The 12,256-nt window shown below is 37.4% G+C and carries 12 protein-coding genes and 2 pseudogenes; 8 read left to right on the top strand and 6 right to left on the bottom strand.

Annotation, left to right across the window (positions count from 1 at the left end; translation table 11 throughout):
- Positions 1-89: 89 nt before the first annotated feature.
- Positions 90-296: pseudogene (locus QL998_RS15915) on the bottom strand (cellulose synthase subunit BcsC-related outer membrane protein); the annotation flags it as partial.
- 54 nt (positions 297-350) lie between these two features.
- Between QL998_RS15915 and QL998_RS15910 the strand changes: the two are divergent.
- The 3 genes and pseudogenes from QL998_RS15910 to tyrR form a co-directional block, all read left to right on the top strand.
- A pseudogene (locus tag QL998_RS15910) lies at positions 351-815 on the top strand (BcsE family c-di-GMP-binding protein); the annotation flags it as partial.
- A 169-nt stretch (positions 816-984) separates the two neighbouring features.
- Complete coding sequence (bcsG, locus tag QL998_RS15905; RefSeq protein WP_290193046.1) at positions 985-2,565, top strand: cellulose biosynthesis protein BcsG; 1,581 nt, start codon at positions 985-987, stop codon at positions 2,563-2,565.
- A 188-nt stretch (positions 2,566-2,753) separates the two neighbouring features.
- Positions 2,754-4,310 carry a transcriptional regulator TyrR gene (gene tyrR, locus QL998_RS15900; RefSeq protein WP_002958215.1) on the top strand — a complete coding sequence of 519 codons (1,557 nt, stop codon included), beginning with the start codon at positions 2,754-2,756 and terminating at the stop codon, positions 4,308-4,310.
- A 28-nt stretch (positions 4,311-4,338) separates the two neighbouring features.
- On the opposite strand, the gene QL998_RS15895 is transcribed toward tyrR, so the two are convergent.
- Positions 4,339-4,833, bottom strand: a complete 495-nt coding sequence (locus QL998_RS15895; protein WP_024603740.1) for a hypothetical protein — start codon at positions 4,831-4,833, stop codon at positions 4,339-4,341.
- 105 nt (positions 4,834-4,938) lie between these two features.
- On the opposite strand from QL998_RS15895, the gene QL998_RS15890 reads away from it, so the two are divergent.
- Complete coding sequence (locus tag QL998_RS15890) at positions 4,939-5,475, top strand: thioesterase family protein (RefSeq protein WP_024603739.1); 537 nt, start codon at positions 4,939-4,941, stop codon at positions 5,473-5,475.
- A gap of 85 nt (positions 5,476-5,560) precedes the next feature.
- On the opposite strand, the gene QL998_RS15885 is transcribed toward QL998_RS15890, so the two are convergent.
- On the bottom strand, positions 5,561-6,214 hold the full coding sequence (locus QL998_RS15885; RefSeq protein ID WP_076925456.1) for an OmpW family outer membrane protein: 654 nt from the start codon (positions 6,212-6,214) through the stop codon (positions 5,561-5,563).
- 263 nt (positions 6,215-6,477) lie between these two features.
- On the opposite strand from QL998_RS15885, the gene dapE reads away from it, so the two are divergent.
- Complete coding sequence (gene dapE / locus QL998_RS15880; RefSeq protein ID WP_182196049.1) at positions 6,478-7,662, top strand: succinyl-diaminopimelate desuccinylase; 1,185 nt, start codon at positions 6,478-6,480, stop codon at positions 7,660-7,662.
- Positions 7,663-7,708: 46 nt separating this feature from the next.
- Here the strand turns inward: dapE and QL998_RS15875 are convergent, their stop codons facing one another.
- A complete protein-coding gene (locus QL998_RS15875; protein ID WP_290193045.1) occupies positions 7,709-9,415 on the bottom strand; it encodes a lysophospholipid acyltransferase family protein in 1,707 nt (568 codons plus the stop codon).
- Between the two features lie 129 nt (positions 9,416-9,544).
- Between QL998_RS15875 and QL998_RS15870 the strand changes: the two genes are divergently transcribed.
- A complete protein-coding gene (locus QL998_RS15870) occupies positions 9,545-10,465 on the top strand; it encodes a glyoxylate/hydroxypyruvate reductase A (protein WP_182196044.1) in 921 nt (306 codons plus the stop codon).
- A 96-nt stretch (positions 10,466-10,561) separates the two neighbouring features.
- A complete protein-coding gene (locus QL998_RS15865; protein WP_171972335.1) occupies positions 10,562-10,708 on the top strand; it encodes a hypothetical protein in 147 nt (48 codons plus the stop codon).
- Between the two features lie 202 nt (positions 10,709-10,910).
- Here QL998_RS15865 and QL998_RS15860 read toward each other — a convergent pair whose 3' ends face one another.
- The gene (locus QL998_RS15860; protein WP_002958222.1) at positions 10,911-11,156 is read right to left on the bottom strand and encodes a hypothetical protein; all 246 of its coding nucleotides are present in this window, start codon (positions 11,154-11,156) and stop codon (positions 10,911-10,913) included.
- A gap of 106 nt (positions 11,157-11,262) precedes the next feature.
- A complete protein-coding gene (locus tag QL998_RS15855) occupies positions 11,263-11,706 on the bottom strand; it encodes a hypothetical protein (RefSeq protein WP_182196041.1) in 444 nt (147 codons plus the stop codon).
- Between the two features lie 113 nt (positions 11,707-11,819).
- Between QL998_RS15855 and QL998_RS15850 the strand changes: the two genes are divergently transcribed.
- Complete coding sequence (locus tag QL998_RS15850) at positions 11,820-12,203, top strand: response regulator (RefSeq protein WP_002958224.1); 384 nt, start codon at positions 11,820-11,822, stop codon at positions 12,201-12,203.
- The last annotated feature ends 53 nt before the right edge of the window (positions 12,204-12,256 follow it).

Genomic DNA, 12,256 nt, shown 5'->3' with positions numbered 1-12,256 from the left:
TGTTTAGTTCTGTTGTTTTTAAGCGATTCATAAGATCACAAAACACCATGAATGTTCCCTCACTACCCACATTTTTTAATACTGTTAGTTCATTGATATGTAAAGGCTAATTCTGGGGATACTTTAGGCGATATTCTATACTCAAAACTACCTTCAAGATTATACGAAACACCAGAACTTGTTTCACCTTCAAATACAGGATCAACACCTGTTATTGACTCTCTATCATATGCAGCTATTTGCAAATCGCCATCATTAGGGAAAAAATCAATAGATTGAGTTTTTGTTTGCGAGTACGAAACACCGGTTTTTAATCGATAAACAAAATCATCGCCCCAACGCGCGTCATAAGTGACTCAGCCGTTAATTTAGGTGTTAGTGGTGTGCTAGTGAAACTTGAGCTACTACCAAGAATTGACCCTATTCATCCTTTGCATTTATTTCATATTAAGCGCGAAGGTGATGTATTTAGCATTGCAGATAATACAGTTTATTTATATTTGCATGCTTGTAGAGAAAATGACGTTGATAATGCAATTAAGCATTTGTTTAAATTAAAAACGAGCGATTTTTTTGTACAGCAAAATATAATTTCTGACCACTTTTACATTCAACAAGAATGTAAACAGTTAAGGCGATTTTATAAAGGTAAGAGTGTTGTAGATTTCTCGCAAAAACTTGCTGAGAATGATAGCTATAAATTTGCACCTGATATAGCAAACAGCGTTACTGAAAATATTAACACCCCAGAATTTTCTAGTAAAAGCCGCCCAGATGCTAAGCCTTTTATAATGAAACTAAGAGATAACTTATGAGTATGAATCAGCTTTTAATTACCGTGTTTCTTGCAATGGTGCTTGGCGCGGTGCTTTGTATGCTAGGCAAATACATTTTATCTCAAATAACAAAATATTATTATAAGCTTACTTTTAAACATGAAGTACTAGAGCCTTATACACCAAATACAGTAAAAAAGGATAAGCAGTGAAATTATCAGGTTTAGGGGTTTGGAACCTTTATTTTTTAGTTAAGTTTGCTCTGTTTTATTACGGTGCAATTGATTTTAACGTACTAACTAATGCCGCTTTTGCTGCATTGCTTGCGATTAAATTTAAACAGCCATTAATAGAGAAGGCAAAACATATAGTAGGTGCTGTGTTTGCTGTGGTGTTACTGTATCAAGATTCATGGTTGCCACCAATAAACAGGTTGACTAAACAAGCCGGTAACGTTCAAGATTTTAGTTTTGGTTACTTTATCGAGCTATTAACCCGAGTTATTAGCGTTGATATGTTGTTGGCTCTGTTCGTAATTAGTGTGTGTTTTTGGTATACATCGCAATGGATACGCTTTACCACCGTGACTATTGTTGGGCTGTTAGTTGTAGGGTGGCAAGGAAATAACTCTCAATCACAATTCGTTAATAATGTGGCAAACCCTGAACCGGTTACTCAAAATCAGAGTAATCCTCAAACGCAAGTGATCACTCAGGCAGCGCAATCTTCTGATCAAAAGCTCGCTGATTTTTACCAACAACAAAGCTTACTAATGAGCCACTTTCCAAACCAAGTGAATGGTGAGCTGTTTGATGTAATTATTTTGAACATATGCTCAATGGCTGTTGCTGATTTAAATGCTATTGGTGTAAGTGTTACTGATATGTATAAAGACTTTGATGTGGTGTTTTCAGACTTTAACTCGGCTACGTCATACAGTGGACCCGCTGCGGTAAGACTGCTGCGCGCTAGTTGTGGGCAAACGAGTCAAACAGCATTATTTAAAGAGGCACCTGAACAATGTCACTTGTTTAAAAACCTAGAGAAACTAGGTTATCAAAACAATGTTGTGATGAATCACGACGGACATTTTGATGAGTTTAAAGGCTTAATAAATAAGTACGGTGGTCTAGATAGCACGCCATTTAATATCGATTCAATGCCAGTGGCGCTACGAGGTTTTGATAATAGTCCTATTTACTCAGATGAAGCTGTGCTGGATGGTTGGTTAGAGCAAGCTGATGATTGTAAGCCGTGTGCGATGTACTACAACACCACAAGTTTACATGATGGTAATCAGCTAGAGAATCAACCAAGGGTTAATAGTAAAGAGACATACCCAATCAGACATAAAAACTTGTTTGCTGATATTAACCAATTTGTAAAAAAATTAGAAAAACGCGGTCGCAACGTTATGTTAATGATAGTGCCTGAACACGGCGCTAATTTAAAATGTGACAAAGTACAGTTTGCAGGTTTACGTGAAATCCCAAGCCCAGCAATTGTGTCGGTACTTGTAGCAATTAAATTTATAGGCCCAGACGTACAAAACTACTCGCAAATTGTAGTTGATGATTCAACAAGTTACTTTGCGCTTTCAGAGCTGGTCAGTAAGGCGCTGCAAACTGATGTATTTGGTGGGAATAATAGTGTTGCTAATTTGCTTGAAAACCTACCTACAGCACCTAAGGTTGCTGAAAACGAAGGCACAATAATGATGTATGTTAACCAAAGACCATTTATACAATTAGATGGTGGTGATTGGTCTGCTTACCCACAAGGTAAGTAGTCACATAATAAGATTTAACAAATAGCACTGGTATAGTTAAATATCAGTGCTACTTTTCTTCATTTAGTTACATTTCAACTTATCGCTTTCGCAGTCTGTTTTGTCCAAAAATGTTTACAATAAGCTACCTTCTCAAAGCGACTTAGCGTATTATTCAGCTAATATAGTTTTTCCTTCTTTGAGGATGTATGCGTCTAGATATTCACTGTGCTGATCGAATTGGTATTGCTCAAGAAATCCTTAATATATTAGTTAACTACAGCGTTGATCTAAAAGGAATTGAAGTTGATTCTGTAAATTGTCGTATGTACGTTAGTTTTCCCGAAATAGAATTTGAACAATTTCAAAAAATTATGCCATCGATACGTTTAATCGACGGCGTACATGACGTGCGTACCACTGCGTTTTTACCATCTGAGCGTGAACACAACGAATTAAATACTTTGCTACGTGCATTGCCTGATGGCGTTATCTCTATTGATGCTAAAGGTTGGGTACGCTTATGCAACGATGCAGCATGTAAGGACTTACAGTTAATTGAAAAAGAAGTTATTGGTGCAAATATTAATAACTTACTTAAAGGGTTTAACTTTACACGTTGGCTAGAAGGTAAAGAAGTGCTCGGGCAAACCACACGCGTTGAAGTGGCGGGTGAGGATTTTATTGCAGACATTTTACCAATTGCAGTCCCTCAAGGTAGTGAAGGTGATGTGCTTGCGGGTGCGGTTATTAACATTAAATCGCAAAGTCGCTTAGGGCAGCAGGTCAGTGCATTTAGACGCTACGGGCAAGAAAGCTTTGCTACTATTCATAACTTTAGTACGGCAATGCGCCGAGTTGTGCGCGAAGCACGCAAAATGGCGCAACTAGAAGCCCCTATTTTGATTACTGGTGAAACTGGTACAGGTAAAGAGTTATTAGCTAGGGCGTGCCATTACGCATCTAATCGCTCTGTTAAGCCTTTTATTGCGCTGTCGTGTGCTTCACTTCCTGATGATGTTGCTGAGTCTGAATTATTTGGTTATGCCGGGTACGAAGAAAACGCAGCGCCAAAGCGCGGTGTATTAGAGCAAGCCGATGGTGGAACTGTATTTTTAGATGAAGTTGGCGAAATGTCGACTCAACTACAAACTAAGTTACTGCGTTTTTTACAAGATGGTACGTTTAGAAAAGTAGGCGATGAGAACGAAGTTAAAGTAAATGTACGTATTGTTGCTGCTACTCAAAAAGACTTACCTGCAATGGTACAAGAAGGGGTTTTTAGAGAAGACTTATATTACCGTATAAACGTGCTTACTTTAGAAATAGCACCACTAAGAGATAGAAAAGCGGATGTAGGACCACTTGCAGAGCATTTTATTCAAAAATACGCGCAACAAAATGGTCATGCAATTCCTGTTTTATCACAAGAGTGTTTGAGCTTTTTACAAGAGTATCCGTGGCCAGGAAATGTGCGCCAGCTTGAAAATGCAATTTACCGTGCAGTGTCGTTACTAGATGATAGCGAGCTTCGCGTAGAGCATTTACAGTTACCCACTTTTACTCACGATTTAGGGTATTTAGAGTCTGATTTTGAAGGTTCGTTAGATCAAGCGGTTAAACGTTTTGAAGCGACCTTACTTCGTAAACTCTACCCAGCTTATCCAAGCTCACGCCAGTTAGCTAAGCGATTGGGCCTAAGTCACACCGCTGTAGCTAACAAATTACGTGATTACGGTATTAACCGAAAAACAGTAAAAGTGTAATTAACATAAAGACATTAAAATATGGGGACTAATTTTTAGTCCCCATATTTTTTGTAACCCCATCAATTGCAATCGTCTCAATACCTTCTTCATTAAAGTTCATTACAATACTGGCGTTATTACGAGTGAAAAAATAGCTACGGCCATTAAGTTCAATAACATAATCGCCTTTTACGGGGTCGCTAAATTGCTGCTTCTTTAAAGTGACCTTGTGTTCGCCAATTTGCCATTCAAATTCTTTAATAAACCCATTATTAAATTCTTGCACCCATACTTGGCTGTCATCTTTTGAAAGCGTTATAGCAACTGAATAAGAACTAGGGATCTGCTCCATATTATAACTTTTAGAGCCAATAATGAATTTTTCAGCTTTTTGTTGCCATTCAAAACCAAATTTAAACTCTTTAACTACACCGGTAGGGTAAGTAACAGAGCCTTTACCTGGTAATGAAAAGTCGGCAAACGCACTATAACTAGGTATTAATAAAGCTAGCGCAGTGATAATTTTACGTTTTGATTTCATGAGTTATCTTTTTATTATAATAATGATTTAAGATTAAAGTAGAATATTCGTCTTCGCAAGAGGCTATGCTACACTCGAATAAATTTAACTGGTAAGACCTTTTTTGTGAACTTATATATTCGACTTTTATTATTGTTTTTTAAAATTAAACGTAACAAGCAATATCAAAATTTACTTGATACGGTAGATATTGATTACAAAGCTTTACCTACTGATTGCGACATTAATTTACATTTAACGAACTCACGTTACCTTGCGATGATGGACTTATCTCGTACTTGGATGACAGAACGAGTTGGCTTATTAAAGCAAATAATGAAGCGTCGTTGGTTTCCCATTGTTAACGCAACGGCCATAACTTATATCCGCGATATTAAACCTATGCAGCGATATACAATAAGCACCAAGTTAGTGGGCTGGGATCATAAATACTTTTATATTGAGCAAAAGTTTCACTCAGAACGAGGCCTACATGCTATTGCTTATGTACGCGGTGTATTTAAAAGTAAAAAGGGTATTATAAGTATTGAAGAAATGCTTGAGGTTGCTGGTTTTGATGGGCAAACACCTATATTGCCAAGTGAAGTAATGCACTGGAAAGAAATGCTAGAGCAGAAAAAGTTAAGTAACTTACCAAGGTAATTAATACTCTCCAAATGAAAAAAAGGCCTTTCGGCCTTTTAACACACATTGTAATTGGGTAACTACGTACTATTTTATATATGCTTTAAAAGCTGTATCTAACACCGAACATAGCAACAACGGGGTCAAGCTCAACAGTTGATGTAAGTGCTTTTGCACCATTTGCATAAACAGTGGCATCGGTATCAATATCCATAATTGATACCATAGCGTGTAAACCCCAGTTTTTATCAATTTTATAGTTAGCACCTACCTGAGCCATAAAGCCAAACGAATCATCTAGCTTTACTTCTACATCGTCTGTTCCTAGCGTCGTTTTAAGTGCTTGAGAAGGTTGCTCATCAAAAAATGCAGTGTAGTTTATGCCTACGCCTATAAAAGGTCTTAGCGCATAGCTGGTATCTAAAAAGTGATATTGCGCAACTAAAGACGGCGGAAGTTGTTTTATATCAGCAATTTTGTTGCCAGCTAAGCCTCCGGCACCATTCACATCGTGTGAAAACGGTGTTGCTGCTATCAGTTCCAACACCCATTGATCGTTAAAAGCATAATCTACTGTGATACCTAGTTGGGTATCTGAATCACCTTTAAGACCCAGTGTCGGCGCCTCATTAATTGCTGAGCTACTGTTATCTGGATTTACGTTAATAGCGCCAACATTTACGCTAAAGTTAGCGTGTGCAGCTGGAGAGATTGCTAATAAAGAGGTTAATAATGCGATGCTAATTTGGGTTTTCATGTTGTTCTCCAAGAACTACTGTTTAATTGGCGCTATTATTACCGAGCAATAAAAATGAAAACCTGTTCTAGATCAAAGTTTAAAAAATATTTTAACCTTGTGAATTGTTTTATTGATTTAGATTAATTTTAGTGTCGTTCTGTCTTTGTAACGATTGACATATATATTTCATTAACAGTCATATGAATGTATTAAGGCTGACATCGCTTAGTCATAAACTCACGTTTTAATAAAGGTACATTAAATAATAAAGTGTGCTTACCATGTTTTTAGAAGCATTTGAAAAAAAATCAAAAACAACGGATATTCAAAAAGAAGTTGTAAAGCACTTACAAACACTAATTCGCTTTGAATCAGTAACCCCTAATCAAGCGGGTGCAATTGATTGGCTTGCAGATAAATTGGTGGATTTAGGTTTAAGTTGCGAGCAATTTACTATAAATGGTGTAACTAATTTAATTGCCTGCATAAAATTCAAAGAAGGCCCATGTGTTGCTTTTTCAGGGCACATTGATGTAGTACCAGCAACAAGTAGCGGTTGGCTAAGTCCTCCTTTTGAAGGGCGAGTGCTAAATGGTGCAATATACGGTAGAGGAGCAACCGATATGAAAGGTGGTGTTGCTGCTATGTTGAGTGCCACAAAAAAATTAATTGATAGTAAATCAGCTAAAGCAGGGACTCTTTACTGGCTTATCACGTCAGATGAAGAGGGAGAGGCTGAATTTGGCACTCAAGAAATAGTTAATAAGCTTGCCAAGCAAGGTGTTATATTAGATGGCTGTATTGTGGGGGAGCCAACAAGTGTGGCACAAGTTGGTGACACCGTTAAGAATGGCCGTCGTGGTGCGCTTTCAGCTCGGATTTTAGTTACTGGTAAGGCAGGTCATGTAGCTTATCCTCAAAACACACTCAATGCTGCTCATATTGCTGCAAAAATAGTAAATAGCTTGAGTGAACAGACCTGGTTACTCGATGTGGCTAGCTCAAAAACCACACTGCAAGTGACTGGAATTAACATAAATAATGTGGTCGATAATTTAGTGCCAAGTCATTGTGAAATCACATTTAATGTACGTTATAGCCATGGTTACAGTAGCGCAGCAGTTAAAACGCAATTAATGAAGACCCTAAACAAGTTTGCTGAGCATTTTACGATTGAGTGGGAACGCCCATGCGAGCCTTATTACACAAGCCATAATACGGGATGGAGTTTACTTACTCATATTGAGCAGGCTATTTATAAAAACACATCAAGTCACCCATTACTAAGTACAAATGGGGGGACATCAGATGGACGATTTTTTGCCAGCCCCCATACTCAAGTCATTGAATGTGGTGTACGAAACAATACGATTCATCAAGTTAACGAACATGTATCTATTAGTGATTTACTTAAAATTGAAGCTATTTATACAACTTTACTTGAGCAAGTATTTATTAATAATTAAATATAAATAGAGTACTTTATAGATATAAGGACTCACTTCTTGTTGGTTATTCTAAATAACGTTTGGCTTTATTTTCTTTTACATTTTCAAGATCGACCAATACCAATCCATCAATACAATTATTGAAATCGGGATCAATACTAAAGCTTAAAAATTGCACTCCACCTGGTTTACAAAGTTCAGTGTATTGCTTAAATAAAGTAGGCACTTGAGCACTCATATTTGCTAACACATGTTTTAACTCTACAAAATCCTCTTTAACGTCATCTCCGTTAAAAAGAGTATGGCACTGAGTTAGCTGTTGCTCAGTTAACTTAAACTCATTATTAGGCGTAGCTAATTCAATGCCACTTTTATAATAATGCTGATAATAATAAACGAGCATGGCCTTTGCTTGCTCGGGTAGAGCGTTTGATACACTTACAGCACCAAACAAGTATCTGTACTGTGGATAGTTTTTGATAAAAGCGCCAATGCCATACCATAAATAATCGAGGCTTTTACGTCCCCAATATTTAGGCTGCACAAAGCTGCGACCAAGCTCAATTCCTTGTTGTAGGTAAGGGGCCATATCGTCGGTGTAAGAAAATAAGCTATCAGTATATAAACCTTTGCGGCCGTGCTTTTGTATTATCTCTTGTGCGCAGGCTAATCGATAAGCACCTACCAGTTCTAGTTGCATGGGGTCCCACAGTACAAGGTGCTGGTAATCCATATCGTATTTATCTATATCACGACGTTTACCGCTACCTTCACCTACCGCTCTAAACGCGATTTCTCTCAGGCGCCCTAACTCTCTAAAAATAGGTGAGCTACCTACATACTGGTATAGATGAATATGCATACCGTCTTGTGTTTTACCAAGTAGCTGGCATTGCTCAATTGCTTTTTTTAGCTCCTTGCGGCACTCGGGAACAGCGATAGGTGTTTGTGTTTTTAGCGGCAGAGCTTTTTTTGTTGTAAGCCTATAAAGCTGTTTACGGATGAGGTTTACAACTTCTTTATCTTTAAGATTTTCTATTAAGTAAGATTCAGGAGGGATAGAGGCGCCAATCTCAAACTCTAAAGATTTTTGGCGCTGCTTAAACATTTCGGCCACTAATAGTAAACTTGCCAAAGGTTTATAAATCATTGATGTGCCATAAAAAAGTGGACTGTTTTTGGCTTTAATATAAATAGGTAAGATAGGGCAGTTAGCTTTTTTTGCCATACGTAAAAAACCACTATTCCATTTGCAGTCTTTAATGCCTGTTGGCCTTAATCGCGATACTTCTCCTGCCGGAAATATAAGTAATGCACCTTCGTCTTTTAAATGGTTTTGTATATTACTAAGCTCTTGTTTATTGCTCATGCCTGATAAGTTATCTACGGGGAGTAAAAGTGAGTGCATTGGGGTAACCGACATCAACATGCGGTTTGCCACTACTTTTAAATCTTGTCTTACAGTTGAAAGTACTTTAATGAGTGCTAGAGCATCTAATGAACCAATAGGGTGATTCGCAACGATAACAAGTTTACCCTCGTTAGGAATGTGCTCTATCTGCTTAGGTTTATAGCGGGTATCAAAATTGAGTTCATCAAGCACTTGTTCAACAAATTCTAATCCTTGTAGGTGAGGGTAGGCATCACCAAAAGCAACAAACTCCTGTTCATGCAATAAGTAGCCTAGACCTTTTTTTACTAAACCTTTTACTTTAGGAGAGTTCTCTAGTTGTGGTAAGTTTGCAGCAATTACTTTATCAACACTTATCATATTAACCTCATATTCCGTTTGGCCAATTCGCCATACATGTAAGATTAAAAAAAGGGTGTGACAGTTACTTTGCAGTAGTGTGACTTTTTAAAGTGCAAACTTATAAACAGTGTATTGTTAGGAGAATTTATGTCTGTATTAGTTGCTATTACTGGGCGTGACAACACAAAACTAATGACGAAGTTACAAGAGCGATTACCAAATACGCTGATAGAGCAATGGCCTGATTGCAAAAACGCACATGATGTGGATTTTGTACTTGCGTGGAAAGCGCCAGAATCTATGTGGCCACAGCTACCTAACTTAAAGGCTGTGTCGTCATTTGGTGCTGGCGTAGACAGTATCGATTTAACATTACTCGACGAAAGTGTTGAAGTAGTCCGCATTGTTGACAATCAACTAGCTGAAGATATGGCGGAATATGTACTGACACATGTGTTAGCTCAAAAGTTACGTTTAAAAGAGTATTACATTAAACAAACACAGCAAACATGGAAGCCAAAGCGGGCACATAGTAATAAACATGTCGGCATACTTGGGTTTGGTGAATTAGGTAAAGCATGCGCGCAAAAGCTTATAAATAATGGCTTTAAGGTAAGTGCTTGGACGCAAAGTAATAAAAGCGCAACTAATGTCGAAATTTTTTATGGCGAGGAAGGCCTTAATTGTATGCTTCCTGAGGTTGACTACCTTGTATGTCTATTACCCCTTACGCAAGCAACGACAGGCATTATTAATCACTCAATGCTCGCTAAGCTACCTTCACATGCTGTTGTTATTAATGTGGCACGTGGTGCTCATGTTGTTGAACTAGACTTACTAAGTGCATTAAATAACGATAGCTTACGCGCAGCTACACTCGACGTATTTGATCAAGAACCTTTAGCGTCGAATCACCCCTACTGGGGGAGCCCCAAAATAACGCTTACACCACATTGCGCGGCGATTTCTGATTTAAATAGTGTTATAGACCAAATAGCCGATAATATTGAACGTTTGAATAAGGGCTTAGCACTCAATAATTCAGTAGATAGAACTAAAGGTTATTAGCTGATAGCTAATTAGTTTAAAAAACAGCTTGTTAACATTTGTAATTTTCATTAGTGTAAAAGGTATTCTCACTAATAAAAATATAAAGAGGGTGTTATGAAATCGAGTCAAAGTGGCGTTAAATTAAGCCTAGTTATTGTTTCAATTATTATACTAGGTGTTTCAGCTTGGTTTAATCAGGCTAACGCTGAAGATAATCCATCTAAAATACAAACCAAAAGCGAGTTAACAGTAGCGGACTAACTTTACTTACTATGTATTCCTCAGTTTTCGTGCTTCTTCGCATCATTTTTTTGCAGCCCACTAGCACTACTTTCACAGTAGTGTTGGCGTGTCGCTTGAAGTTCTAATTTTCACCTTGGTTCAAAGTGCTTTTTAATATTTTTGAATTATTAATAAAAAAGCCCAGCAATGCTGGGCTATTAAATATTCTAGGGAAAAGTTGTTAACTTTGGGTTACATTAAACTGCCCAAATGTATAAACTTTAAACAAGTAAAAAGTATTGATCAACACTAAACTCATATTTGAAATAACACTCGACGACATAAGATCTAAGCTAAATGATAAGAATAATAAACCACACGCACTAATGGCGGCAACGCGCAGCAGTGTTATCTGGTTAATAAAGAATGCACCTAAACCTAGTGCAAGTAGTGTAGTATTTAAAAGCCAATCTAGCTCGTTTAGCATGGTCGTTTCAATAGTTCAGTTGTTGAAAAAAGGAGCGCCATTATGTTGATCTTTTGCGCACCTTTCAACCAAGTAATTTTAAATTTTCAGATTAGTTTTTTTAATGCTAAAAGTAGCTGCCGATTGCTGAAAATAAACCATTATCAGCAATTACTTGATACTTTTGGCAGCTCTGCGGTTTTTGTAAGTCACTGCATAAATAAAGGGACTCACGGCTAGAATCATAGGTGGGGTGTAGGTTTGAATCAATTAAAGTAGCCCCCTTGCCAAAGAATCCGGGCCAGTAAACACTCTCACTTACCATCCCTAATTTTTTATAGGTGAGTAAGGTAGGTTTTGGAAAAGCTAAAATTATTACAGCAACGACAGCGAGTGATATAAACAGTCCTTTTTTTTGCGTTGTTTTTTGGCTTGTATCATTCTTTGCACTGGAATTTAACTCTGCCGGTGAAGGGCGCTGAGTAGAACGCTGTGGTTTTCTTTTTTGCGCTGTGTTTTTTCTAGCCGGTGCTTTACCTAGCAACGATTGTTTATTTGGGGTTTTAGACATAAAGCAAATCTGGCCTTTTTTCCGTAGGTCTCTATAATTAAATGAGTAAATTTATATACTAAGCTAATTATTATGATAACTTAAAGTTAGCTTATAGCCTACGAGGAATAAAGATGAATACGCAGCTATCAATTTTAATTGTAGATGACGTTAGCACAGTGCGTAGTTTTTTGAGTCAAACGCTCATGCACTTAGGGATAGATAACGTAAAGGAAGCATCTACTGCCTCACAATGTATTAGTGAGTGCCAAGCTGCAAATTATAATATCATTTTTTTAGACATTGAATTGCCAGACGGTGATGGTAAAGATTTGATTGCACAAATCAATGAATTAAGCCCAGAGACAAATGTGGTTATGGTATCTGCACATTCAGGTATTGAGAATGTTAAGGATGCAATTGATAAAGGCGCTAAAGGGTTTGTAGTAAAGCCATTTACACCTAAAAAAATAGCGGCAATGCTTAAGAAGTTTTATCCAGATTTAGAAAATGTCTAATAAAGTAAGTACATTTAAAATTTAAACAAAAAAAAACCGGCAAAAGCCGGTTT

This window comes from Pseudoalteromonas sp. APC 3691 (assembly GCF_030408135.1).
In the GTDB taxonomy this organism is placed as follows: Bacteria; Pseudomonadota; Gammaproteobacteria; order Enterobacterales; family Alteromonadaceae; genus Pseudoalteromonas.
The sequence above is the reverse complement of the archived record's forward strand: the minus strand, read 5'-3'. Positions and strand labels throughout refer to the sequence as shown.